We start from the raw sequence: 25,936 nt of genomic DNA, 5'->3' as shown, positions 1-25,936 counted from the left end.
AGGGATGGTCGCGCCCGCCCGCTTAGTGGAGCCCACGCAACGAAAAGGGCCCCGCAGGGCCCTTGGTCATGGTCGGCGTGGTGGATGCCCGCCCTCTCACCCAGCTCAGGGTTGCAACGGCAGTCGCCGGTAACCCATCTCATAGAGAGTGAAGGCATAGAGATCCGCGCTCTGCTCGATGAGCTTGGTGACCGGCGTGCCCGCCCCGTGCCCCGCATTGGTCTCGATGCGGATGAGCTGGGGATGAGGGCCCTCGTTGTCTGCCTGCAAGGTGGCGGCGAACTTGAAGGAGTGGGCCGGCACCACACGATCGTCGTGATCCGCCGTGGTCACCAGGGTCGAGGGATAGCTCACCCCCTTGCGCAGATTGTGCAGGGGGGAGTAGCCCTTCAGGTACGTGAACATGGCCTCGCTGTCGGCGCTGGTGCCGTAGTCATAGGCCCAGCCCGCCCCGGCGGTGAAGGTGTGGTAGCGCAGCATGTCGAGCACCCCCACCGCCGGCAGGGCGACCCGCATCAGATCCGGGCGCTGGGTCATGACGGCGCCCACCAGCAGGCCGCCGTTGGAGCCGCCACGCACCGCCAGCTTGTCGGTACTGGTGTAGCCCTCGTCCTTCAGGTACTCGGCCGCCGCGATGAAGTCGTCGAACACGTTCTGCTTGTTCATCTGGGTGCCCGCCAGATGCCAGGCCTGACCGTACTCGCCGCCCCCGCGCAGGTTCGCCACCGCGTAGACGCCCCCCAGATCCAGCCAGTTCGCCACCGAGACGCTGAAGCTCGGGGTCAGGCTCACATCGAAACCGCCGTAGCCATAGAGGATGGCGGGGTTGCTGCCGTCGAGCTTGAGCCCCTTGCGATAGCTGATGATGAGCGGCACCCGGGTGCCATCCTTGCTCTGGTAGAAGCGCGGCTCGGAGACGTAATCTTCCGGTTTGAACGGCGCCGCCGAGGCGCGGTAGAGGCTGATGTCACCGCTCTTGGGGGCCAGTCGGTAGAGGGTCGGCGGCTGGGCATAGTTCTCGAAGCCGAAGTAGATCTCCGGGTCATCATGCTTGCCGTTGAAACCGCTGACGCTGCCGGGGCCAGGCAGTGCAATGTCCCGCACCTTGTGGCCGTCATAGTCGAACTGCTCGACCCTGGCGGTGGCATCCACCATATATTCCGCAAAGAGATAGCCGGCGCCGCTGTGCACCGACAGCACCTGGGGTCGCTCGGGGATGAGGTCACGCCACTGTTGGGGGCCCGGGTTGCTCGCATCCACCGTCACCAGCCGGCCATTGGGGGCGCCGCGGTTGGTCTGCAGATAAAGCGTGCTGCCCTTGTTGTCCACCAGGCTCACATCCGCATCCAGCTCCCCCTGCACGGTCAGGAGCGGAGCATTGTCCTGGGTCAGATCCTTCACATAGAGGCGATTGCCCGAGGTGGAGTTCGCCGCCGATATGAGCAGGTAGCGATCATCCTCGGTGACGCTGGCCCCCACGTAGCGGTGCTTCTGGGCCGGGATGGCGCCAAACACCAGCCTGTCATCTTCCTGGGCCGTGCCGAGGCGGTGGAAGTAGACCTTGTGCTGATCCGTTTTGGCCGACAGCTCGCTGCCGTCCGGCTTGTCATAGCTCGAATAGAAGAAGCCCTCGTTGCCAAGCCAGCTGATGCCGCTGAACTTCACGTCCTTGAGGGGTGCCTCCAGGGGCTGCTTGCTCTCCACGTCCATCAGGTGGATCTCGCGCCAGTCGCTGCCGGCGAGCGACAGGGAGTAGGCCAGCCGCTTGCCGTCCCGGGAGAAGCTCAGCTGATCCAGCGCCGTGGTGCCATCGGTGCTGAGGGTATTGGGATCGAGGAACACCTCGGCGGGTTTGCCCGGTGCCTGGCGCCACAAGACGTTCTGGTTCTGCAGGCCATCATTCTTGAAGAAGTAGTGGTAGCGCCCCTCACGAAACGGCGCCCCCTCCTTGGCATAGTTCCAGGAGGCGGCGAGCTTGCTCTTTATCGCCTCCCGAAACGGGATCCGGGCCAGATAGTCCTGAGTCACCGCGTTCTGGGCCTTGACCCAGGCCTCGGTCTCGGGACTGCGGTCATCCTCCAGCCAGCGATAGGGGTCGGCCACGGCCTGACCGAAATAGTGATCCACCTGATCGTTCTGGCGGGTGACGGGGTAGTGAAGGCGCGCTTTCCCTGACATGGCATCCTCTTGAGTGGGGTCAGACTGGCCACTGCAACCGGCGAGCAGTGACAGGGCCAGCAGACTGACGATGGATCGCATCGAGGCAACTCCCTGCTGTTCGAATGAAGCAGGCAGGTTAACAAAGAGTGGCGGCAGCCCCAACCCCCCAGACCCGCATAACGGCCGTGCCAGTTCGGCACGCCTCATAGCCATCTTTTCACTTTGGTTTGCCGCTTTATTTTGTTTGTTATCCGGCACTTGGGTCACAGGATGGCATAACAGACCACGCCAGACGACCCGCTCAGGATAATCCATGCCCTATAGCTATCTCTCACATCTGCGTTGCAGCAAGACAGGCGAAATCCATGATGCCGACCAGCCCCAGCAACTGAGCCGGGTCGGGGCCCCGCTGCTCGCCAGCTACGATCTCGATGCCCTGAAAAAGGCCTGGCACCCGGCCGCCCTGCTCGGCCGCCCCGCCAGCCTGTGGCGCTACCACGAGCTGCTGCCGGTGCGCGATCCCGCCCAGGTAGTAACCCTGGGGGAGGGCTTCACTCCTCTGCTGCCCCTGCCGACCCTCGGCAAGCAAATCGGCATCCCGGATCTCTGGATGAAGGATGAGAGCATCATCCCCACCGGCTCCTTCAAGGCCCGCGGCGCCGCGGTCGGCCTCTCCCGTGCCCGCGAGCTCGGCATCGCCCATTTCGCCATGCCCACCAACGGCAACGCCGGCGCGGCCTGGGCCCTGTACGGTGCCCGCGCCGGCCTGCGCAGCACCATCGTCATGCCCCAGGCGGCCCCCGCCATTACCAGGCTGGAGACCTCGCTGGCCGGTGCCCGCCTCTATCTGGTGGATGGCCTCATCAGCGACGCCGGCCGCCAGGTGGCCCAGGCGGTGGCGGAACAGTCCCTGTTCGACGCCTCCACCCTGAAGGAGCCCTATCGCATCGAGGGCAAGAAGACCATGGGGCTGGAGATCGCCGAGCAGCTCGGCTGGACCCTGCCGGATGTCATCCTCTACCCCACCGGTGGCGGCGTCGGCCTCATCGGCATCTACAAGGCGCTGCGGGAATTGCAGGAGCTGGGCTGGGTTCAGGGCCCCCTCCCCCGACTGGTGGCGGTGCAATCAAGCGGCTGCGCCCCCATCGTCCAGGCCTGGCAGCAGGGAGCGTCAGAATCGACCTTCTGGTCCGACTCCCAGACCCTGGCCTTTGGCATCAATGTGCCCAAGGCGCTGGGGGACTTCCTGGTGCTCGACGCCCTCTATCGCACCGAGGGTTGCGCCATCGCGGTGGACGACAGGGCCATCCAGAGCGAGATCCGCCAGCTCGCCGCCCAGGAGGGGAGCTTCGTCTGCCCGGAGGGGGCCGCCGCCTTCGCCGCCGCCCGCCAGTTGCGGGAATCAGGCTGGATAAAAGGAGGGGAGCGGGTGGTGGTGCTCAACACCGGTGCCGGCATCAAGTACCCGGACGCCATTACCGTGGTGCCCCAGCGGCTGCGCCGTGACGGGAGGATCCCCGCATGACCTTCGACTGGGCCTTTGTCGTCGCCACCCTGCCCGCCTTTGGCAAATCGGTCTGGGTCACCTTGCAGCTCGGCGCCATCGTCATCGTCACCGCCCTCGCGGTGGCCCTGATCAACGTGGCGCTGCTCGGCCTGCACAAACCCTGGCTGAACGGGGTGATCCGCGGCTATGTGGAGCTGGCCCGCAACACGCCGCTGCTGATCCAGCTGTTCTTTCTCTACTTCGGGCTGCCTGCGCTCGGGCTCTCCCTCTCCGGCTTCACCACGGCGGTGATCGCCATGACTTTCTTGGGCGGTGGCTACCTCACGGAGGCGCTGCGAGCCGGGGTGCAGGCGGTGCCTCCGAGTCAGCTAGAGGCGGGCCAGGCCATCGGCCTCTCCCGCTGGCAACTGCTGCGACACGTACAGCTGCCCCAGGCCTGGCTCGCCAGCCTGCCGGCGCTTTTTGCCAACTTCATCTTCTTGCTCAAAGAGACGACCGTGGCCTCGGCGGTAGCGGTGCCCGAGCTGCTCTACACCACCAAGAACTACATCGCCCTCTACTACAAGACCTACGAGATGCTGGCGGTGCTGACATTGATGTGCGTGCTGATCTTCCTGCCCTTGTCTCTCGCCCTGCGCGCCCTTGAGAGGAGGCTGCAACATGGTCAGTTCGGTCACTGAGTCGCTGGTACAGTCGCGGATCCCTATGTGGGCACGGATCTTTCTGCCGCTGCCGTCACCTGCCCTGCATGCATTGGAAGGGAGGGATGACTATGACCACTCCGGTTTCTGAGTTGCTGGGCCAGGCCCTGCCCCTGCTTATCGTCGGTGCGGGCCAGACCCTCGCCATCTCGTTGCTCGCCATCCTGTTCGCCACCCTGGGGGGCCTGGGTTACGGCGTGCTGGCCCAGCAGGGAGGTCGGCTGACCCAGGGGATACTGCGGGTCTATCTGGAGCTGTTTCGGGTGGTACCCGTGCTGGTGTGGCTCTATCTGTTTTTCTTCGGGCTGCCCATCGTCTTCGGCCTCGATATCCCGGCCTTCTGGTGCGCCGTGCTGGTGCTCTCCCTCTGGGGGGCGAGCGAGGTGGGGGAAGTGGTGCGCGGCGGTCTGAGATCTCTCGCCCGTGGTCAGCAGGAGGCCGGACTGGCCCTTGGCCTCTCCCGCTGGCAGCTCTATCGCTACGTTTTGCTGCCCCAGGCGTTGCAACGGCTGACGCCGCCGACCATCAACATTCACACCCGTATCATCAAGACCAGCTCGCTGGCGGTGCTGATCGGGGTGGTGGAGGTGATCAAGGTGGGCCAGCAGATCATCGAGCGCACCTATGCCTCCGTGCTCATCTACGGCCTGCTGTTCCTGTTCTTCTTTTTGGTCTGCTATCCGCTCTCGCTCGCCTCGCGCCGGCTGGAGCAAAAATGGGGTAATGCGGTATGACACCTCTGCTTGAACTCAATGCCATCAGCAAACAATTTGGCCAGCACCGGGTGCTGGACGGGGTCAGCCTCACCGTGAACCCCGGCGAGGTGATCGTCATCCTGGGGCCGAGCGGCTGCGGCAAGAGCACCCTGCTGCGCACCCTCAACGGCCTCGAGTCCATCGGGAGCGGCGAGATCCGCTTCGACGGCGAGGCTCTCGATACCCACACCGACTGGCAGCGGCTGCGCCAGCGCATCGGCATGGTGTTCCAGAGCTATCACCTCTTCCCGAATCTGACCGTGCAGGAGAACGTATTGCTCGGGCCCCTCCGGGTGCAGAGGCGGGAACGGGCCGAGGCCCTGCTGCAGGTGGAGCAACTGCTGAACCGAGTGGGCCTGTGGGAGAAGCGCCACGCCTATCCGCGCGAGCTCTCCGGCGGCCAGCAGCAGCGCATCGCCATAGTTCGGGCCCTGTGCATGAACCCTCAGGTGATGCTGTTCGACGAGGTCACCGCCGCCCTGGATCCCGAGATGGTGCAGGAGGTGCTGGCGGTCATCCGGGATCTCGCCGGCAGCGGCATGACCCTGCTCATCGTCACCCACGAGCTGGCGTTCGCCCGGGCGGTGGCGGATCGCATCGTCTTCATGGACGGCGGCCACATCCTGGAGCAGGCCGCCCCCCAGCAATTCTTCGAGAATCCGAGGAGCCAGCGTGCCCGCCAGTTCCTCGACAAGTTTTCTTATACCCATGTCATCAAGCGAAAGGAGTCAGCATGAAAAAAATCACCTCTGTTCTGCTCAGCGCCCTCATTGGGCTCGGGATCGCCAGCGGCACCGCCCAGGCGGCGGACGGTTCCCTCGACAAGATCAAGGCCCGCGACAAACTCATCGTCGGGGTCTTCACCGACAAGCCCCCCTTCGGGTATGTGGACGAGAAGGGCAACTACGTCGGCTTCGATACCGATCTCGGCCGCCGTTTCGCCAAGGATCTCTTGGGGGACGAAAACAAGGTCGAATTCGTGGCGGTGGAACCCGCCAGCCGCATCCCCTTCCTGCAGAGTGACAAGGTGGATCTCATCCTCGCCAACATGACGGTGACCCCGGAGCGGCGCGAGGTGGTGGACTTCACCAACCCGAACCTCAAGGTCGCGGTACAGGTGTTGGTACCCGAAAAGAGCGCCGCCAAGGGGCTGGATGATCTGGCGGACAAGACCCTGATCGTCACCACCGGCACCACCGCCGACATCTGGCTGACCCGCAATCACCCGGACTGGAAGGTGATCAAGTTCGAGAAGAACTCCGAATCCCTGCAGGCCCTGGCCCAGGGTCGTGGTGACGCCTACGCCCAGGACAACCTGGTGCTGTTCAGCTGGGCCAAGGAGAACCCGGGTTATCGGGTGCTGCCCGAGAAGCTGGGCTCGGAAGACCCAATCGCACCGGCGGTGAAGAAGGGCAACGTCGAGCTGCGTGACTGGGTGAACGCTCGCCTCGCCAAGCTGGGGGAGGAGAAATACCTGCTCAAACTCTATGACCAGTACGTGCGAGATCGCCTGAGCGCCGATACCGATCCCAACGACGTGATAGTGGAAGGAGGCAAGTGGCAGGGTTGATCCCCGCCATCCCGAAGAAGTACTGAGTGTGTGTGATCTTTGGTTCCGTTGGTCCTCAAACCGCAAGGTTTGGCTTTGCAGGCGCCCCCCTCCGGTGGCGCCTTTTTTTGTGAGCGCGTCCCTCAAGCCAGGGCGAGCCCCCTGACGCCTCCTGGCAACTTGCGTATACTGGCGCCTCTTGGCACATGAGGAGATAAGAGCATGGCAAGCGACTGGGACGATATTCTGGCGGGTGGCCCCCTCACCCAGACCGAGGAGATAGCGGGCGATCGCATTCGCGGCCAGGCCCTGCTGGCCAGGTTCAACGCCACCCCGGCAGGGGATCACGACGCCAGGCAGACGCTCTGCCGCGAACTGTTCGCCACCTGCCCGGATACCTGCTGGATCAGCTCCCCCTTCACCTGCGAGTTTGGCCGCAACATCCACATCGGCGAGAAGACCTTCTTCAACTTCAACGTCACCATCCTCGACGTGGGCGAAGTACACATAGGCAACAACGTCTTGCTGGCCCCCAATGTGCAGATCTACACCGCCACCCACAGCCTGAACCACCTGGAGCGCCGCAACTGGACCGCCTACAACAAGCCGGTCCACATCGGCGATGACTGCTGGATTGGCGGCGGCGCCATCATCTGCCCCGGCGTCACCATAGGGGCGCGCTCCATCATCGGAGCCGGCGCCGTGGTCACCCGCGACATCCCGGCCGATTCCCTCGCCGTCGGCAACCCGGCCAAAGTCATTCGCACCTTGAACCCGGACGAGCCGCGAGATCTGGAACTGACATCATGATCTGGCTCGCCCTTCTGCCCCTGCTGTGGGGCAGCTGGCTCGGTATGGTGGACGCCAACTGGTGGCCACTCGCCCTCATCACCACCATGAGCTTGTTGACTGCCCTGGCCTACGCCCACGACAAGCGCCAGGCGGTGCGCGGCGGTTGGCGTGTGCCGGAAGCCCGTCTGCATCTGCTGGAACTGCTCGGTGGCTGGCCCGGCGCCCTGCTCGCCCGCCACTGGCTGCGCCACAAGACCCAGAAAGGAAGCTACCGGCGGGTGTTCTGGGCCATCGTCTGGGGTCAGCTGATACTGCTCGGGATCTGGGTGAGCCGCCCGCTCTGGCTGACCTGACCCCAACCTGACGCCAAAAGAGAAATGAAGGTGGCCGAAGCCACAACCCGCTAACTGCCTCGCCGCCACGCCCGGCACCTAGACCTTCAGCGCCACTGACATCTCGGTCTTGATGCTATCGGATCGAGTGCCAGAGATGGCGCGTCAGTGGTTACCCAGGGCCAGCACACCCGGGTCTGGCCAATTCACGGACTCTTTATAATCAGATGCCGACACACTGGCGCCAACCTCTCCGATCACCGGGCAAGACTTCCCCGTGTCACAAGCAAACCCCACCAGGTATCGCCCAGTACAGCGAGTGGTGCCGCTAAGGTCGGAAGGGGAAAGGCTGAATGACGGGCCCAGGTCCAGAATCAGTTGCCATGGCAAGGCAGAGGCCCCGGCTAGCCGCTATGGCCATATCCATGACAAAGGAGGGGCTCTGTACAAACCATGCTGCTGCCTGTACAGGCCGGTGGCCCTGCGAGGGATTTGGCCATCAATAGCGAATGCTCACCATTGATCTCCAGCATGACGTTGTTCTTGCCGTTTCGCTTCACCTGATAAAGCAGCCGATCGGCGACATTGATACTACTGGAAATATCTTTGCCCATTCTGACCAGACCACCGGAAAACGTGATATTCAGAGTAGAATCCAGGATCGTCACGGGCGAAGACCACAGTCGCCTGACAATATCCAGCATGCAGTTTTCATCTGCCCCCGTACGATACATCACCACGAACTCTTCCCCTCCCCAACGGCACAAGAGATCATCACTTCTGGTGTGTTTCCTGAGATGATTAGCGAATGCAACCAGTACTTTGTCGCCAATATCATGACCGTAGGTATCATTGATTGCCTTGAAGTTGTCTATGTCCATCATCAGAACATATGAATATCGTCCATGGCGTTTTACATTATAAATAGCCTTACGGCTATAAACCCCAGTCAAGCCATCTCGGGACTGACTGTCACCCCAGAGAGTTATAAGGAAATAAATAAATGACATCAAAACCAGCATAACCTGGAATGTATAAATGAATCGATGGGTTGATACAATAGCTTGTATAAAATCAACATAATTGTACTCCCAGAACAGAGTGAAATGCCTTGAATCCAGCAATGATATTTCTTTATTGAAACAGATTGTGTATCCATTACAGGCTACATTCATATCCGTAATTTTGAAACTTGTCGGTTTAATAACATCTTTGGTGTCAAAAAAACGTTCAAAGAGGATCTTGGTCCTTATATCAAAGCCAATAACCCCGAAAAACTGGTTGTTTAATTTGTAGGGGAACAATAATGTAATAATGTCATCTTTTGATAACATGTCAGTATACTGGTTTGTCACATAGGGATTGGTGCTGCACTCTGAGCCAGGGTCTGGATTGAAACATGCACTAAAACTTTCCCAATACTCAGTTTTTTTGACATCTTTATCCAATGGATGAAGATGGACCGGGACTGAAAGTTGCTGCTCTGTCAATCCAATGATCTTGTAGTCATTGGTAATCAAGTAAATACTGCTGACAAGGCTGCTATTCAATAACATCCCATATGGTGCGAGCCATTGCGCCTCCCTTATATGCAGCACCCGATTAGACTCCAACTCGCCACTGTCATTGTTATAGACGAAATACTGGTAATTACCTTTTTCGTTAGCATATTTTTTAAAGAAAATGTTCTGATCTTTATATGCATCAACATCTTTTATATCATTCCCATGTAACAGAGAGTCGAGATCGAATGCTGCCATATCAAAGTACAAATATTCAACAACATCAAAGTCGAATTTCGCATGGGCATTAAATATGGTTCTCACATATAAATAAGATAACCAAGAAGATACAATGAACGCTATGATAAAACTAGCGAACATGTAATTTCTTTTAAGATTTTTGTGCATGGGTGAGTCTCGGTAAAGATATTACATCAGATATAGGTATAGCCTTGCTCCACAGCCAACCTTGCTGAAAATGTACACCGGACAACGCAAGCAATTTAGCCTGCTCAGCTCTCTCGACACCCTCTGCGACTGTCTTTGCATTAATGCTCAGCGCCAGTGAAATTATATTTATTAATATATCTCTGCTTATCTTGTCGGTAGCGGCAAGTGCAACAAATGATTTATCTATCTTAATGTAATCAAAAGGGATTTTTTGAATATTTTGCAATGTTGAATTACCGGTGCCATAGTCATCTATCGCCAGTTCTATGCCAGCCTGGCGTAACCCGGCAATATTGGTATATACCCTATCGGTATAAACAATAGCTTCCTGCTCCGTTATCTCCAGCACCATCACTATGCTGCCCGGTTCGAATGCATCGATGAAATCAGCACAGTCCTGCACCAGTTCGGGATCTCCGAGATGAGTGGCACTAATATTGAAGCCAACCTTGAATCCACTTGGTAGATGCGGGACAATCTCAAGCAGCTCATTTTTCACCCGCTCGAATAACTGCTTGGTAATGGGAACGATCAATCCAGAACGTTCCGCAACACAGATGAAATCAGCTGGGTAAACAATGCCTTTCTTGGGGTGAATCCATCGCAGCAAGACCTCCCCGCCAATGATACGGCCATCTGTTGATGAGACAACCGGTTGCATATACGGCTTCAGTTCATGATGGATGATCGCTTTCTTCAACAAGTATTTCTTGAAGACATACTCAATCTGAGGTCGGCCGCCATGCATAAATAAGTAGATGCTCATCAGCGTAGACAAAATTAGCAACCCCATGATTGGGCTTGAAAAGATGAGCCTATGGCGGGACTCACTGCCGAGCTGAAGATCAATATATGGGCTAACCAGATTAGAATGGTCATGGGGGTGACTGACATTGAGATGGTCATGAAGATATTCGTTGCCATCCCCTTTCACCACCATGAATGCCAACAAATAATGATGAGTGAGCACTTGGTGAACAAGGGACTTCATCTCGGCTTGGATTGTGAATTCCTCGTCAATATTGATATAGCTCAGCACTTTACCGATATTTTTATCCGCTAAGCCAGTGGAAACGTCTACCGAATACGATTCATCACCATGATGTGATGAACAGTAGGGTTGATTATTCTTGAGTAACGTCAAACTATACAAAAGAGAATGTTTCATCACCGTGGCGAGCAACTCTGACTTCATCGATGGATCGCAGTTTCCATCCACTTTACTGCCGAGAACATTAAAGACATCTGTCATCAACAGCATCTGTTCACGCAACATGGCCTCATAATCTCTTTCCGAAAGGGTAGATATTGGGTGAGGTTTATTCGCAATAAAAATGCATATCATCAATGCCAAAGATAGCGTAATGAACAGCATGAATTTCCTGTTATCGATAGAGAGCTTCATACCCTATGCCCTTTTATTCTCTGTATGTTGCTTGGCAGCCGACAATGTTCCTTGATAATTATTATGTTGTTGCTGTGACAATGACATGATAGTGGATACAGTGTTGTCACAGGATTCAATGAGGCTTAACACCTCCATCTTGTTAAGCATTCTTGGCCATATCATCCCAAGCAGTTCAATTATTCTGATGGCAACTTGCTGCAGATATGGGTTCATTTGATGAAGCTGTATCAAAGCAGCAAGTTCTTTTTGGGGGTGCTGCACACGATGCAATAGAGATGCATCATATTTCTCCTGATAAAGCCTCTTCTGGCAGGCATGGTTCATATCTAATGAGTGCAGCATGATCATGCAACTCTTCGATACAAGCAGATTATCCATCTTCAAAGACATCTCGGATGCTATTTGAAAGTTCTCTTTATATCGAGCATCAAACATTAACAGACTGCATATTCTGCATAAGTGATAACGGGAATAGAAATCGATATTAGCCACGACACTCATCACTTTATAAAATAGCAGCATGGCTTTTCCCAACTCGCCACGTAGAATTCTGGAGTGAATGTATAATATTTCCACACTCACTTTCTCATCTGCTGATGAGGCTGCACTGTATAATGTGAAAATAAAAGATTCTATCTTTCTAAGATCGTTGTCCCGGGCGGCGTTATAATCCTCTTCTTCGATTGATAACAACATGCCCCTGACGACATTGATAGAGGATGTCAGATCATCCCTAAAAGTTCCTTTGCAGCATGCCCGATAAATTGAGTATCGACGCTCCGCATTGGTGTAATCACTTTCAGAAAGACACAGATTTGCAATGACTAACTCTCTATCAGGGTTTCCTGGAGCAAGGCTGGATGCTAGTGTGAGATGAGAAATTGCTTCTGGAATATTATCTTTATATATTTCAAGCTTACTCATCACACTCAATTCTGGCAGCGATGACACTGAAATGTCATTGCTCATATGAGCCATGATGGATTCCACTTCATCATAATCCCCCAGCTCGACAAGAACATTGCAAAGTTCGATCTTGATCCATGCATCGGCATGCTTCTTATCAAGCTCCCAATATAAATTTTGTGCCTCGTCATACTTCCGTAATGACTGCAAAAACTGACCTTTAAATTGATTGACCAACAATTGATCGACACTTTCATTACAGAGCAACTCATTGCACAGGGCAATACCGGCAGCAGCATCATGCTGATGGTCTATTTCATAAAGTGCGCGATACTGACTTCTTTTACTCAACGCAACCCTCAATCTTCGTTGCAATTGTTGTTGGTTAAATGGTTTCAAAATATAATCATCCGGTCTTAGTTCTATTATTGAACGGACAATCGTCTTGGATGACTCCCCAGTTATCATGATGAAGACACTATCAGGCCCTAATAACTTCCCATGCCTTATTTCGTCCAAAAGTTGTCTTCCGTTGAGGCCGTCACCCAAGTTGTAATCACATATAATGACATCATATTTTTTTAATTTGATGCAGTTGAGCGCAGACTTTCCTTCTTTGGCATAATCAATGCAGTTATCCGAAAAGCCCATGGCTCTCAACATGCTTCTCACTACCGAGATAACTGCCTGTGCATCATCAATGATGAGTACATTACGCTGTGAGAATGTTAAGGTGTATGCGCCCATATCAAAGTTCCAAATATCAAGTCATACATATTAATTTCATTTATATAAAATTAATCCACAGCAGATTTATTAATCATATGAAATTTTACCCATAGCATGGATTGCTGTCATAGGTGATGCTAACATCAGGCAACTCCTCCCCTATAAACAAGTAGGGATAAATAGTAACTACTAGCAAACTGGCATTTCCCCTGTCACTATTTGTTACTAAACCCCCTATTTACATGACCAATAGTCATGCCTATCTCCTGCAGTAAAGGTGGAAACTATATATACTAAGCTATTCATATCATGAGTGATTTCCTTATCATGGTTAATCCTTGGTAATCACAGAGTTAAATATTGGCGTCTATAGATAACGCAATGTATCTATGATTTGGTGTAATGACATGAACCCATCATCTGAATTTTCACTGGATGCGAATGGCAACAACGTCATGGTTATCGGCCCTGCTGGTGATCTGCTTTTTGATGTAACGTTGTCCATCGCGGAAGTGAGAATCGTTTCTGCACTTTTCGCAAAAAAAGGTACCGTCATTGAGAAGGAACAACTTATATCGATAGGCTGGTCTGGCAAACCTGTCAGTTCAAGTGCACTGACGGTGGCAATTAGCAACATCAGGAGTGCGCTGAAAGGCGCAGGTATTGAAATAAAAAACATCCCCAGGCTAGGCTATATCATGAACCTTGCCAATGTTCATGTCGCGCGAGAGGAGGCAACTAAAGAGGAGGAAGAAGAAAGTCATAACGCAGGCCCAGAACTTGTTTTAGGTGAAGAACATAATGATCAGCAATCCACAGGACATGTGGGTATGCTGCATGGCATCTCATCTCGACTATGGATGTGGCAGTTCAAGCCGTTCATAAGAAACCTGATGTGGTTTTTACTATTGTCGGCTGCAGCTGCATTCATCATATCAACCATGATGGTTTATTTATATGAAACCTCACCAACCATCTGCGTTTCAAAACAAGATGTCATTGTTTGCACCAGTGATGATCCCGATTTCTATTTTTCTAGCACGCCCATAGAATTCGATATCGAAGCGTTCATTCATCATTTATTTGAGGAGTCATAAATTGACAACCAAATTTATCAAGGTTTTCTCCATCCTGGCCATGATGTCCATTTCATTGCTGCTGTTTGGTATTGCGAATGGCGCAGGCTGTAATTACAAGTGGAAGGTATCGATGAGCAAAATGGGCGAGCATACAAGGGAAGTTGTCAGCAAGGAATTCTGACATATTATGCATTGGACAAATATGAACGACGTCTTACGAAAGGACTTCAGATCAGTTTTATGAATAGCATTGTCATCTTTAAATTCTATCAGGACACGATGCCCCTGATGAACAAACCTCACCACCTGTCAATGCCGAGAACCAATATACTGCAGCAGTTTCGTGTTTCTGATCTGCACGTTTTGATGAATGGGAGGCGAGTCATGGTATTTACGTCATCCTTCCCGGAGAGAAAATTGCTCAAGGTTAAAATAAATGGCCATCTCAGTTTCTCAGACCGCCTTAATATAGCGTAAGGAATAGGCTATCCCCGACTGGTGGCAAGCATAGATCCATGAAAACATCTATGTCGCTTTATTGTATATTGTTCAATATGGCAGTTTTAAAACCCAACCCTTAAGTAGAGTGATATTTTCATATTCCGTGGATTCTGTTGATATGACAGCGTGGGGTGTCGATAATGCTCATTGAACATCATGATTGAAGCAACAGGGAATGATTCATGAATCTGTGGACAGGCATAGTCCTGATCGTCTTTCTCAGTCTGCTGTTTGGCTATCTCGGCAAGCGCGCCCGCTACAAGCTGGGGGATGGTCGCATCACCGACCGTCTCGGCAAACAGGACATGATCATCAAGGAGCTGCAGGAGCGGGTCGCCAACCTGGAGGCCATCGTCATCGAGGAAGAGAAACGCCGGCCATTCAAGGAGCTATAAACCCTGCTGGCCGACGACATTCCGTCCATGGGCAGTTCGACACGCTGCTTGATGGATGTTCTGTAGATTTATATTTCACTTAACAACAAAAAGAAGTGATTATCACTACCTCTATCAAACAGGCCGGCGCTGCATGGCCGCTGCCAGCGCCCCCTTCCCGCGTTCCTGCAAGGCATCGACAACCCCTTGCCTATCCGCCGCCTCCTTGTTCTGACTCAGCTTGAACTTGCCCACCAGGGCGCTTATCTCGATTTCGATGCCGACCACGGCTGCCACCATGGCCTCGACATAGTCTCGCGGTGCGTCCGCCATCTTCCAGGGGCTGGGCTCGGTCGCCTCGTGGCACCTAGTCAAGCTCGCCAGCAGGCGGCGCACGAAACGGGCATCGTCGCGCACCCTAATACGGCCGTGGGCATGGACCACGGCATAGTTCCAGGTCGGCACCTGCTTGTGATGTTCCTGCTTGCTCGGATACCAGTTCGGGGAGACATAGCCGTCGGCGGCCTTGAAGATCACCAGCACCTCCTGCCCGTCCGTCACCTCTTGCCAGAGCGGGTTGTTGCGCGCCACATGGGCGCGCAGGACCCCATGCTCTCCCTCCCCGGCATAGAACTCGAACGGTAGATGATTGGCATCCAGCCCCGACTCGCCATGAGTGATCAGGGCCCCCAGTGGATGGGCCCGCATCAGCGCGTGCAGGGCCTCGGGATCGGTGGCGGCAAAATGGGTTGGCAGATACATAAGGGCTCCTTGGTCGATGGTGACGCATCCGTGCGAAGGCCCATTCTTGCGCAATCGAAGTTGGCTGGCGATGGCGCAGCAATAAAAAAGAGGGCATGAGCCCTCTTCATTTTCTCTCGCTCGGCCATCAGCCGCGTTTGGCCAGCCAGGCTTCGGCGGCCACCAGGGCTGCCTCGATCTGCTCCCGGGCGACACCGCCCTTGGCGACCCGCTTGGCCAGGGTCGCTTCCAGCTCCAGATTCGGATACACATCCTCCCCCACCACAGGGCTGAAGCGCTGGAATTCGGCCAGGGACAGCTCCTCCAGCGGTTTCTTCACCTGGATGGCATAGACCACTGTCTCGCCGACGATATGGTGCGCCTCGCGGAAGGGGATGCCCTTGGCGACCAGATAGTCCGCGAGCTCGGTGGCGTTGGCGTAGCCGCCCTGGGCCGCCGCTTTGGTGCGCTCGCCATTCACTTTCAGGTCGATCAGCACCAGGGCCGCCATGTCGAGGCAGTCGTGCCAGGTGTCGAGGGCATCGAACAGCCCTTCCTTGTCTTCCTGCATGTCCTTGTTGTAGGCCAGCGGCAGTGCCTTAAGGCTCATCAGCATGCCCATCTGGGCGCCGACCACCCGGCCGGTCTTGCCACGAATGAGTTCGAGCGCATCCGGGTTTTTCTTCTGCGGCATCAGGGACGATCCCGAAGTGACCGCGTCGGACAACTCGACGAAGCCCGCCTCACCCGTGTTGTAGAAGATGAGGTCTTCGGCGAAGCGCGACAGATGCGCCATGGACAGCGATGCCACGTGCATCAGCTCCACCACGTGATCCCGGTCCGACACCGAATCTAGGCTGTTGCGGGTCGCGCCGCCAAAGCCCATATCCAGCGCCAGCGCTTCGCGGTCGATGGCGTAGGCGGTGCCCGCCAGGGCGCCGCAGCCGAGCGGGCTGGTGTCGAGGCGCTTCAACGCATCCTGCAGACGGGAATAGTCCCGCTCCAGCATCTCCACATAGGCCAAGGCCCAGTGAGCGTAGGTGACCGGCTGGGCACGCTGCAAGTGAGTGTAGCCGGGCAGCACGGCGGCCTGATTGGCACGGGCAGACGCCACCAGCCCCTGCTGCAGGCTTGTGATGGAGGCGAGCAGCAGCTCACCCTGAGCCTTGCACCAGAGTTTGAGGTCGGTAGCGACCTGATCGTTACGCGAGCGGCCGGTGTGCAGCTTCTTGCCCAGGGTGCCGACGGCATCGATGAGCTTGCCCTCGACCCAGGAGTGGATGTCTTCGGCGTCCGAGCTCAGGATCTGTTGGGGATCCTGCTGCACCGAGGCGAGCAGCACCTCCATCGCCTGTTGCAGTTTGCCCTGCTCATCGCTGGTCAATACACCCACCTTCACCAGCGCACGGGCCCAGGCCATGGAGCCCTGAATATCCTGCTCCGCCAGCCGGTAATCGAACCGCAGCGAATCGTTGAACTGCTTGAACCGGCTATCGGCTCCCTGACTGAAGCGTCCACCCCAAAGTGCCATACTGCTCTCCTTGAATGCGTTGTCGGCGGCGCCTTGCGCCGTCGAACTTGAAATCGTGCCCTGTTTATCTGCATGACAGTGCGGTAGCGAGCGATGTTGCTGCTGTTACATCAAGTAACTGCGAACCGGTTCCCTCTCCCTTTGGGAGAGGGCTAGGGTGAGAGCAATTTCCCCCTCATCCCCAACCCTTCTCCCGCAAGGGGAGAAGGGGGCAAAGCACACCCCTCATTGAAAGCTGCCCCTGTTATCTCACAGACACGGCCCGGGCGCTGCCGCTCTTGTCACAGCTCATCGGTTATCCTTCCCCCGCTTACAGACGAGGGAATCCGGTCGCCGCTTATAAGTGAGGGGGCCAAGCCCCCTCACCGGTTGTCTGCGGCTTGAAACCTCGAGGGTTAGCCGTGGGTGTGATCACCACCGATGGCCTGATGCTGCTCCTTCATGGCGCGGATCCGGCTCGCCAGGGTGTAGAGACGGATGAAGCCTTCGGCGTGGCTCTGGTCATACACTTCGTCGGCGCCGAAGGTGGCGAAGTCTTCGGAGTAGAGGCTGTTCGGCGACTTCTTCTGCACCGCGGTGACCTGACCCTTGTACATCTTCAGCACCACTTCACCGTCGAGATCCTCGGCGATGGCGTTGGCGGAGGCGACAATGGCCTTGCACAGCGGGGTGAACCAGCGACCGTCATAGACCAGGTGGGAGAACTCGGCACCCAGCTTCTCGCGCCAGGCGCGGGTCGGGCGATCCAAGACCAGCTCTTCCACGGCGCGCAGCGCGGCGACCATGACGGTACCGCCCGGGGTCTCGTAGCAGCCGCGGGACTTCATGCCAACCATCCGGTTTTCGGTGATGTCGATGCGGCCCACGCCGTGCTTGCCGGCACGTTCGTTCAGGGTCATCAGGATCTGGTGCGGGGTCAGCGGCTGGTCGTCAACGGCCACCACTTCGCCCTGGGCCACGGTCAGCTTGACATATTCAGGCTCGTTCGGTGCCTGCTCGGCGGAGACAGTCCACTGCCAGACTGCTTCGGACGGCTCGTTCCAGGTGCTCTCCAGCTCGCCACCCTCGGTGGAGATGTGCCAGGCGTTGGCATCGCGACTGTAGATCTTCTTCAGGGTCGCCTTGCAGGGGATGTTGCGGGCTTCCAGATAGGCCAGCAGATCTTCCCGGGAGCGCATGTCCCACAGACGCCAGGGAGCGATGACCTTCAGCTGGGGGGCCAGGGCTGCCACGGCGCCTTCGAAACGCACCTGATCGTTGCCCTTGCCGGTACAGCCGTGGGAGATGGCGTCGGCCCCTTCCGCCAGGGCCGCTTCCACCATCGCCTTGGCGATGATGGGACGGGCCATGGAGGTGCCCAGCAGATAGGTGCCTTCGTAGACGGCGCCTGTCTTCAGGGTCGGATAGACGTACTCTTTGACGAACTCTTCCCGCAGATCCTTGACGATGCACTTGGTGGCGCCGGAGGCGAGGGCTTTTTGCTCGATCCCTTCCAGATCGTCACGCTCCTGGCCCACGTCGGCGACGAAGGCGATGATCTCCGCATCGTAGTTCTCTTTCAGCCAGGGAATGATGGCCGAGGTATCCAGTCCGCCCGAGTAAGCCAGTACGATCTTGTTGATTCCGCTCATTTACTTCTCTCCGTGATGATTCGATAAGGTTGTGATTCAGGGTCGGTCGCCGGCTTATTTATGACCCAACAGCGTCAGCAGCACGGCATTCTGGATATGCATCCGGTTTTCTGCCTCATCCATGATGAGGGAGGCTGGTCCGTCCATGACCTCCGAGGTGATCTCCAGCTCCCGATGCGCCGGCTGACAATGCAGCACGTGGGCGATGCCGGTGCGATCGAGCAGGGCCTGGTTGATCTGATAAGGCATGAAGATATCTTTTACCTGCTCCATTGGTGTGTTGTCACCCATGGAAACCCAGGTGTCGGTATAAACCACGTCGAAGCCTTCGATGGCGCCCACGTCATCGCTGATGTTGATGTGCGCGCCAGATTGCGCCGCCAGCGCCTGGGCCTGCAGGAAGATCTGGGTATCCGGGCCATGGCCCTTGGGGCAGACCAGGGTCACGTCGGTGCCGAGGGTCGCCCCCAGCAGCAGCAGGGAGTGGCTGACGTTGTTGCCATCGCCCAGATACGCCAGCTTCACCTTGGAGAGATCGCTGTAGTGCTCGCTGATGGTCATGAAGTCCGCCAGCCCCTGGCAGGGGTGGTAGAGGTTGCACAGGCTGTTCACCACCGGCACAGAGCCATGCTCCGCCAGCTCGACCAGGGTCTGGTGATCGAACACCCGCGCGACGATGGCGTCACACCAGCGCGACAGGTTGGCGGCGAAATCCTTCACCGACTCCCGCTTGCCGAGCGCGCCGTTCTGCTGATCCAGGTAGACGCTGTGACCGCCCAGCCGGGCGATGCCGATGTCGAAGGTGACCCGGGTGCGCAGGGAGGGTTTCTCGAACAGGGTGACCACGCTCTTGCCCGCCAGCGCCTGGCCGTACTTCTTGGGGTCCGCCTTGACCGATTTGCCCAGGGCAATCAGCGCCTCTATCTGGGCCTTGCTCAAGTCGCTGTCTTTCAGAAGATGTTGCATCGGATGTTCCTTTTTCCGGCCAGGGTTAGAGGGTGACTTGGGTGCCGACGGCGCCGCCCGCCAGCAGCTTGAGCAGTTGGTCCGGGTAGCGCCAGCTGGCGACACAGACTGGCTTGCCCAGGGTCTCGGCGGCATGCAGGGCGGCCTTAACCTTCACCGCCATGCCATCGCGAATCACACCCTTCTCCATCAGGTCCAGCGCGCTCTGTTTGTCCAGCTGCGGCACCAGCTTGCCCTTGCCATCCAGGATGCCGCTCACATCCGACAGCATCACCAGATCGGCGCCCAGCGCCTCGGCAATCGCCGTGGCCGCCTGATCCGCGTTGACGTTCATCAGCTGGCCGTCGGCTGTGATGCCGATGGAACTCACCACCGGCAGGAAACCCTGCCCCAGGATCCCGGCCACCAGCGCCGGGTTGCCCGGCTGGCAGTCACCGACGGCGCCGAGATCCGGATCGAGCTGGGTCACCTGGCACAGACCGCCGTCGGCGAGACAGAGCCCCACGGCAGGGATGCCGGTGGCGATGGCCTTGGCCATCATCATCTTGTTCGCGGTACCCGCCAGGGCCCCGGCGATGAAGGGGATCTGCTCGAACGGGGTGACCCGCAGGCCGTTCTTCTTGGTGGAAGTCATCCCCAGCCCCTTGAGCAGGTCATCCACCAGGCAGCCACCACCGTGCACCAGCACCAGGGGACGGTGCTGATCGTCCAGGAAGGTTTTCAGGGTAGCGAACAGGGCGGTCAGGGCCTCGTCGTTCTCGATCAGGGCACCACCCAACTTGATTACCAGCGTCTGCTTGTCCATCTTCTCGATCCTTCCTTAAAGCGTTAAATCAGGCCGGTGGCCGGTTCAAAACCAAACTTGATATTTATGCACTGCATCGCCTGGGAGGCGGCGCCCTTGAGCAGGTTGTCGATGGCGGACACCACCACCAGCATGTTGCCCTGCTGCTGCCAGGCGAGGTCGCAGTAAGGGGTATTGGCCACGCCACGGATGGAGGGCATCTGGCCGGTGAGGCGCACCAGGGGCTTGCCTTCATAGGCCTTGAGATAGGCTTGATCCACCTGGGTCTGCGTCACCCCGTCCGCCAGTTGCACATAGATGGTGGCCAGTATGCCCCGCACATAGTTGCCAAGGTGGGGCTGGAACAGCACCCCCTTGCCGAGGTGGTGGCTGATCTCCGGCTGGTGTCTGTGATTGAAGGTGCCATAGGGGCTCAGGCTCACTTCACAGAAGCTGGTGTTGATGGCGGCCTTGCGACCGGCCCCGGAGACACCGGACACCGCGTTGATGATGGGCTGCCATCCCTCGGCAATCAGACCGGCCTGCTGCAGCGGCTTGAGGCCGCAGAGGGACGCGGTCGGGTAGCAACCCGGCACGGCGATGAGCTGGGCGCCCTGGATGGCATCGGCGTTCCACTCGGCCAGACCGTAGACCGCCTTGTCCAGCCACTGCTCGCTCTCGTGGGTGAAGCCGTAGAAGGAGGCGTAGAATCCCTGATCCTTGACCCGGAAGGCGCCGGAGAGATCGAACACCGGCAGCCCCTTGGCCAGGAACTTGGGCGCGAGCTCGGCGCTCACCTCGTGGGCGGTCGCCAGCAGCACCAGATCGGCCTGGGTCAGGATCCGGGTCATTCCGTCCTCGTCCAGGGGCAGCAGCGGCTGATCCAGCGCGCCGACCCACTGGGGATGGAGGGAGGAGAAGCGCTTGTGCGCATCCTGGCTGCCGGCGGAGACGTAGAGGCCGAACAGCTTGAGTTGTGGATGGTTCTGGACCAGTGCGGCCAGTTCGGCTCCCGCGTAGCCACTGGCACCGACGATAACGGTGTTAAGCATTGTTGAGTATTCCAAGTCTGGGTTTGAAGTTCACAGCGCGATGCTGTGGTGCAAAGGGTCAGTTATCGCCCCTTTGGCACCGTGTGCGGAGGGGCAATTCAGGCGGGTGTGTGTCGTCGGTTACAGATCAGGTGACAGAACATTAACTTTCCCTTACAACTAGAAGCCTTGTCGATGAGCACTCGAAAAGAATATTCATGCACTCACTTTGCATTTGTATTTTCTAACAGAAACATTCCGGGGACGCAAGGAGGAGCTGATGGCCAATCTGGATTTTTTTTCACTTTATAAGAATATTATTGCGACTCCCTCCATCAGCAGCACGGATCCCCGCTGGGATCAGAGCAACGAGGGGGTGATCCGTCTGCTGGCTGACTGGTTCGGTCAGTTGGGCTTTCACTGCGAGGTGACGGCGCTGCCGGAGCTGCCGGGCAAGTTCAACCTGGTGGCAACCATGGGTCAGGGTGAAGGGGGCCTACTGCTGGCGGGCCATACGGATACGGTGCCCTTCGATGAGGGGGCCTGGCGCAAGGATCCCTTCAAGGTGACCGAGGAGGGCAACCGCCTGTACGGGCTCGGCACCATCGACATGAAAGGTTTCTTCGCCTTCATCGTGGAGGCGCTCAAGGAGATCGATCTCAAGACCCTGAACAAGCCTTTGCGCATTCTCGCCACGGCGGACGAAGAGACCACCATGGCGGGGGCCCGCGCCATCGCTGCGGCCGCCGAGCTCAAACCGGATTATGCGGTGATAGGCGAGCCCACAGGCCTGGTGCCCGTGGTCGCCCACAAGGGCCACATGTCGGAGGCCATTCGCATCACCGGCAGGAGTGGTCACAGCTCGGATCCCGCCAACGGGATCAACGCCATGGAGATCATGCACAAGGCCATGGGCCAGGTGCTGAAACTGCAGCAAGATCTGAAGGACAAGTACGCGGATCATCGCTTCGCCGTGCCCCAGCCCACCCTGAACCTGGGTTACATCCAGGGAGGGGACAGCCCGAACCGCATCTGCGGCTGCTGCGAGCTGCACATCGACATGAGGCCCACCCCCCAGGTCGGGCCGGACGAGCTGATGGGCATGCTCAAAGAAGCGCTTTCCCCCATCGAAATCCACCAGCCGGGCTGCCTGCACCTGCAGCACCTGCACGAGCCCATCCCCGCCTATGCCTGCACCGATGACTCGGATCTGGTGCGCGAGGCCGAGAAGGCGAGCGGCCAGGCCGCGCAATCCGTGAACTATTGCACCGAGGCCCCCTTCATCCAGCAGCTCGGTTGTGAAACCATAGTGCTGGGCCCAGGCCATATCGCCCAGGCCCACCAACCGGATGAGTATCTGGATCTGTCGTTCGTCAAACCGACCACGGCGGTGCTGCAACATCTGATCCGGCGTTTCTGCGTCTGACGGGGGCGGAATGTAAGTAAGTTACATGACATGCCGAGGCGGGACAGGTGAGGGAAATACATGTTCTGAATCGGCTTGTTATTTGACCTTGCGCAGACAATCTGGGTAGATTGTCCCCCTAAGATGACGGAGCATATGTTGTAATCGCACAACAATAAATGGGGCAGCCTCTCACCTAGGAAGGTCAGGAGGCACCAACAAAAATAAGGATGTGGAATGAACGAAAAGTACGCCGCTCTACGCGCCAACGTAGGCATGCTGGGCCAGTTGCTGGGCAAGTCCATCAAAGATCATCAGGGACAAGCCTTCCTCGACAAGATCGAAACCATTCGTCAACTGGCCAAATCCTCTCGCAAGGGCAATGAGGCAGACAGGGAGCGCCTGCTCGAGACCCTGCGCACCCTCTCCGACGACGAGCTGCTGCCCGTGGCCCGCGCCTTCAGCCAGTTCCTCAATCTGGCCAACGTGGCGGAGCAGTTCCACACCATCTCCCGCCGCTGCGAAGAGCAGGAGTGCACCCCGGATCCCCTGGAGCAGATGTTCGCCAAGCTGAAAGCGTCCAACCTGTCCCAGGAAGCCATCATCCAGGCCGTGCGCGAGCTGGACATCGATCTGGTACTGACCGCTCACCCTACCGAGGTGACCCGTCGCACCCTGATCCACAAGCACGTGCAGCTCAACGACTGTCTGGAAGCACTGGAGCTGTCCGATCTGCTGCCCCGTGAGCGGGACAAGATCCTCAATCGCATCGAACAGCTGGTCAATCAGGCCTGGCACACCAACGAGATCCGCGAGCAGCGTCCCACCCCGGTGGACGAGGCCAAGTGGGGCTTCGCCGTGGTGGAAAACAGCCTCTGGCCCGCCATTCCCGAATTCATGCGCAACCTGGACGAACGCCTGCAACACCACCTGGGTGTGCGGCTGCCCCTGGATGCGGCGCCGGTCAAATTCACCTCCTGGATGGGCGGTGATCGCGACGGCAACCCCTTCGTCACCGCCAAGGTGACCGCCGAAGTACTGGAACTGGGCCGCTGGATGGCGGTGAACCTCTTCTACCGCGACATCAAGGAGCTCACCTCCGAGCTCTCCATGGCCGACTGCACCGAGGATCTGCGCAAACAGGTAGGTGACAACCCCGAGCCCTATCGCGCCCTGGTGCGGGAGCTGCGCGAACAGCTGCGCGAGACCCAGGAGTACCTGACCGCCAAAGTGCAAGGCCAGGTAAGCGAGAGCCGGGATCTGGTCAAGACCACGGCCCAGCTGCGCGAGCCGCTTGAGCTCTGCTACCACTCCCTGCACGCCTGCGGCATGGGCAACATCGCCGACGGCATGCTCTTGGACGTGCTGCGCAAACTCGCCTGCTTCGGCATCCATCTGGTCAAGCTCGACATCCGCCAGGACGGCGAGCGTCACGGCCAGGTCTTCTCCGAGCTGACCCGCTATCTGGGCATGGGGGATTACGCCGAGTGGAGCGAGGATGACAAGCAGGCCTTCCTGCTCAATGAACTGAACTCCCGCCGCCCGCTGATCCCGACCGACTGGGAGCCGAGTGCCGATACCCGCGAGACCATCGATACCTGCCGGGTGATCGCAGAGCATGATCCGGATGCATTCGGCATCTACATCATCTCCATGGCCGGCGCCCCCTCCGACGTGCTGGCGGTGCAGCTGCTGCTCAAAGAGGCCGGTTGCAAGTTCCGCATGCCGGTGGCGCCGCTGTTCGAAACCCAGGAAGATCTGATGGCGGGCACCGCCGTGATGGAGCGCCTGCTGTCCGTTGACTGGTATCGCGGCTACATCCAGGGCCGTCAGTACGTGATGATCGGCTACTCGGATTCCGCCAAGGACGCGGGCATGATGGCCGCGGGCTGGGCCCAGTACGCCGCCATGGAATCCCTGGTGGCGCTGGCTGAATCCAACAATCTGCGACTGACCCTGTTCCACGGCCGTGGCGGCACCGTCGGTCGCGGCGGTGCCCCCGCCCACCAGGCGATCCTGTCCCAACCGCCGGGATCCCTGCGCGGCGGCCTGCGAGTGACCGAGCAAGGGGAGATGATCCGCTTCAAGTTTGGACTGCCCAAGGTCGCCATCAACAGCTTGAATCTCTACACCAGCGCCGTTCTGGAGGGGAATCTGCTGCCACCGCCGAAGCCGAAAGAGAGTTGGCGTGCCGTGATCGAGCAGGTCGCCGAGTCCTCCTGCGAGCACTACCGCTCTATCGTGCGTGGCCACCAGGACTTCGTGCCCTACTTCCGCGCCGCCACCCCGGAGATGGAGCTCGGCAAATTGCCGCTGGGTTCCCGTCCCGCCAAGCGCAAGCCGAACGGCGGCGTCGAGAGCCTGCGCGCCATCCCCTGGATCTTCGCCTGGACCCAGAACCGGCTGATGCTGCCAGCCTGGCTCGGTGCCCACAAGGGGCTGCAGCAGGCCATCGATGACGGTCACAAGGCGGTGCTGGACGAGATGAGCCGCCAGTGGCCCTTCTTCCGCACCCGTCTCGAGATGCTGGAGATGGTGTTCCTCAAGGCCGACCTCTGGCTGGCGGAGTACTACGACACCCGTCTGGTCCCCACCGAGTTGTGGGCCCTGGGCAAACAGCTGCGCCAGGAGCTCTCCGACTCCATTCAGGTGGTACTGGAGCTGCGTCCCCAGGGCGATCTGCTGGATGATCAGCCCTGGATCCAGGAGTCCATCAAGCTGCGCAACCCCTACACGGATCCCCTCAACGTGCTGCAGGTCGAGCTGCTGGGGCGCTCGCGCAACCACGCCGAGACCCTGCATCCCGAGCTGGATCAGGCGCTGATGGTCACCATCGCCGGTATCGCCGCCGGCATGCGCAACACGGGTTGAGAACGCGCTGTCGACCTCACTCCCATCAGATTGAGAGGGCGCCCACAGGCGCCCTCTTTATATGCCTCAAACCAGCCTGTCCCTCCGGCCGCGAAGATCCCCTGACCACTGGCAGGGGCGAACCGCTCACCACGGCATCATGCCCCACCAGCAAGGCGAGGATGAAGTCATACGAAGCCTTTCATCAACAGCTCGGAGCAATATCCCGCCTCGGGGAAAATTTGCTTGTAT

General features: G+C 57.8%; 22 protein-coding genes. 12 read left to right on the top strand and 10 right to left on the bottom strand.

Translation table 11 applies throughout. The features are described 5' to 3' along the window. Window positions 1-105: 105 nt before the first annotated feature. Window positions 106-2,259 (bottom strand): prolyl oligopeptidase family serine peptidase, encoded by a 2,154-nt coding sequence (locus VZC39_RS03120; RefSeq protein WP_434665599.1) that lies wholly within the window; start codon window positions 2,257-2,259, stop codon window positions 106-108. A gap of 214 nt (window positions 2,260-2,473) precedes the next feature. Here VZC39_RS03120 and VZC39_RS03115 point away from each other — a divergent pair, with 214 nt between their 5' ends. The 7 genes from VZC39_RS03115 to VZC39_RS03085 all read left to right on the top strand — a co-directional run bounded on the left by VZC39_RS03115 (window position 2,474) and on the right by VZC39_RS03085 (window position 7,817). Continuing rightward, entirely contained in the window at window positions 2,474-3,685 is a 1,212-nt protein-coding gene (locus VZC39_RS03115; protein ID WP_434665596.1) for a threonine synthase, read from the top strand. After that, a complete protein-coding gene (locus VZC39_RS03110; protein ID WP_434665593.1) occupies window positions 3,682-4,347 on the top strand; it encodes an amino acid ABC transporter permease in 666 nt (221 codons plus the stop codon). The genes VZC39_RS03115 and VZC39_RS03110 overlap by 4 nt, the downstream gene beginning before the upstream one ends. 92 nt (window positions 4,348-4,439) lie before the next feature. Then, window positions 4,440-5,102 (top strand): amino acid ABC transporter permease, encoded by a 663-nt coding sequence (locus VZC39_RS03105; protein ID WP_434668318.1) that lies wholly within the window; start codon window positions 4,440-4,442, stop codon window positions 5,100-5,102. Further along, window positions 5,099-5,860: an amino acid ABC transporter ATP-binding protein gene (locus VZC39_RS03100; protein ID WP_349920967.1), complete on the top strand. Its 762-nt coding sequence runs from the start codon at window positions 5,099-5,101 to the stop codon at window positions 5,858-5,860. The genes VZC39_RS03105 and VZC39_RS03100 overlap by 4 nt, the downstream gene beginning before the upstream one ends. Further along, complete coding sequence (locus tag VZC39_RS03095) at window positions 5,857-6,693, top strand: transporter substrate-binding domain-containing protein (protein WP_434665589.1); 837 nt, start codon at window positions 5,857-5,859, stop codon at window positions 6,691-6,693. The genes VZC39_RS03100 and VZC39_RS03095 overlap by 4 nt, the downstream gene beginning before the upstream one ends. A 201-nt stretch (window positions 6,694-6,894) precedes the next feature. Beyond that, complete coding sequence (locus VZC39_RS03090) at window positions 6,895-7,482, top strand: sugar O-acetyltransferase (protein ID WP_349920965.1); 588 nt, start codon at window positions 6,895-6,897, stop codon at window positions 7,480-7,482. After that, window positions 7,479-7,817 (top strand): DUF1294 domain-containing protein, encoded by a 339-nt coding sequence (locus VZC39_RS03085; protein ID WP_349920964.1) that lies wholly within the window; start codon window positions 7,479-7,481, stop codon window positions 7,815-7,817. Before VZC39_RS03090 ends, VZC39_RS03085 begins: the two co-directional genes overlap by 4 nt. 383 nt (window positions 7,818-8,200) lie before the next feature. Here the strand turns inward: VZC39_RS03085 and VZC39_RS03080 are convergent, their stop codons facing one another. The 3 genes from VZC39_RS03080 to VZC39_RS03070 are packed head-to-tail and all read right to left on the bottom strand — an operon-like array spanning window position 8,201 to window position 12,809. Then, window positions 8,201-9,679: a GGDEF domain-containing protein gene (locus VZC39_RS03080; RefSeq protein WP_434665585.1), complete on the bottom strand. Its 1,479-nt coding sequence runs from the start codon at window positions 9,677-9,679 to the stop codon at window positions 8,201-8,203. A 10-nt stretch (window positions 9,680-9,689) separates the two neighbouring features. Further along, on the bottom strand, window positions 9,690-11,153 hold the full coding sequence (locus tag VZC39_RS03075; protein WP_434665582.1) for an EAL domain-containing protein: 1,464 nt from the start codon (window positions 11,151-11,153) through the stop codon (window positions 9,690-9,692). A 3-nt stretch (window positions 11,154-11,156) separates the two neighbouring features. Then, window positions 11,157-12,809, bottom strand: a complete 1,653-nt coding sequence (locus VZC39_RS03070; protein WP_434665580.1) for a response regulator — start codon at window positions 12,807-12,809, stop codon at window positions 11,157-11,159. 389 nt (window positions 12,810-13,198) lie between these two features. Here VZC39_RS03070 and VZC39_RS03065 point away from each other — a divergent pair, with 389 nt between their 5' ends. The 3 genes from VZC39_RS03065 (at window position 13,199) to VZC39_RS03055 (ending at window position 14,766) form a co-directional block, all read left to right on the top strand. After that, window positions 13,199-13,888: a winged helix-turn-helix domain-containing protein gene (locus VZC39_RS03065; RefSeq protein WP_434665577.1), complete on the top strand. Its 690-nt coding sequence runs from the start codon at window positions 13,199-13,201 to the stop codon at window positions 13,886-13,888. A 1-nt stretch (window position 13,889) separates the two neighbouring features. Next, window positions 13,890-14,051, top strand: coding sequence for a hypothetical protein (locus tag VZC39_RS03060; protein WP_434665574.1), 162 nt, complete (start codon window positions 13,890-13,892; stop codon window positions 14,049-14,051). A 502-nt stretch (window positions 14,052-14,553) separates the two neighbouring features. Continuing rightward, window positions 14,554-14,766 (top strand): hypothetical protein, encoded by a 213-nt coding sequence (locus VZC39_RS03055; protein WP_349920958.1) that lies wholly within the window; start codon window positions 14,554-14,556, stop codon window positions 14,764-14,766. A 114-nt stretch (window positions 14,767-14,880) separates the two neighbouring features. Here the strand turns inward: VZC39_RS03055 and VZC39_RS03050 are convergent, their stop codons facing one another. The 6 genes from VZC39_RS03050 to argC form a co-directional block, all read right to left on the bottom strand. Continuing rightward, complete coding sequence (locus VZC39_RS03050) at window positions 14,881-15,507, bottom strand: FMN-binding negative transcriptional regulator (protein WP_434665571.1); 627 nt, start codon at window positions 15,505-15,507, stop codon at window positions 14,881-14,883. Between the two features lie 127 nt (window positions 15,508-15,634). Then, window positions 15,635-17,017, bottom strand: coding sequence for an argininosuccinate lyase (argH, locus tag VZC39_RS03045; RefSeq protein WP_434665568.1), 1,383 nt, complete (start codon window positions 17,015-17,017; stop codon window positions 15,635-15,637). 395 nt (window positions 17,018-17,412) lie between these two features. Then, complete coding sequence (locus tag VZC39_RS03040; RefSeq protein WP_202047235.1) at window positions 17,413-18,648, bottom strand: argininosuccinate synthase; 1,236 nt, start codon at window positions 18,646-18,648, stop codon at window positions 17,413-17,415. A 54-nt stretch (window positions 18,649-18,702) separates the two neighbouring features. Then, window positions 18,703-19,614 (bottom strand): ornithine carbamoyltransferase, encoded by a 912-nt coding sequence (locus tag VZC39_RS03035; protein ID WP_265435158.1) that lies wholly within the window; start codon window positions 19,612-19,614, stop codon window positions 18,703-18,705. Window positions 19,615-19,639: 25 nt separating this feature from the next. Next, the gene (argB, locus tag VZC39_RS03030; protein WP_005324857.1) at window positions 19,640-20,419 is read right to left on the bottom strand and encodes an acetylglutamate kinase; all 780 of its coding nucleotides are present in this window, start codon (window positions 20,417-20,419) and stop codon (window positions 19,640-19,642) included. A 23-nt stretch (window positions 20,420-20,442) separates the two neighbouring features. Then, window positions 20,443-21,450 carry an N-acetyl-gamma-glutamyl-phosphate reductase gene (gene argC, locus VZC39_RS03025; protein ID WP_434665563.1) on the bottom strand — a complete coding sequence of 336 codons (1,008 nt, stop codon included), beginning with the start codon at window positions 21,448-21,450 and terminating at the stop codon, window positions 20,443-20,445. 259 nt (window positions 21,451-21,709) lie between these two features. Between argC and argE the strand changes: the two genes are divergently transcribed. Further along, window positions 21,710-22,855 carry an acetylornithine deacetylase gene (argE, locus tag VZC39_RS03020; RefSeq protein ID WP_434665560.1) on the top strand — a complete coding sequence of 382 codons (1,146 nt, stop codon included), beginning with the start codon at window positions 21,710-21,712 and terminating at the stop codon, window positions 22,853-22,855. Between the two features lie 216 nt (window positions 22,856-23,071). Next, window positions 23,072-25,705 carry a phosphoenolpyruvate carboxylase gene (ppc, locus tag VZC39_RS03015; RefSeq protein ID WP_434665557.1) on the top strand — a complete coding sequence of 878 codons (2,634 nt, stop codon included), beginning with the start codon at window positions 23,072-23,074 and terminating at the stop codon, window positions 25,703-25,705. Window positions 25,706-25,936 lie beyond the last annotated feature (231 nt).

The sequence above is a fragment of the Aeromonas sp. NJAU223 genome (assembly GCF_051125555.1).
GTDB lineage: Bacteria > Pseudomonadota > Gammaproteobacteria > Enterobacterales > Aeromonadaceae > Aeromonas > Aeromonas veronii_G.
This window is presented reverse-complemented; position numbering and strand designations above follow the sequence as displayed.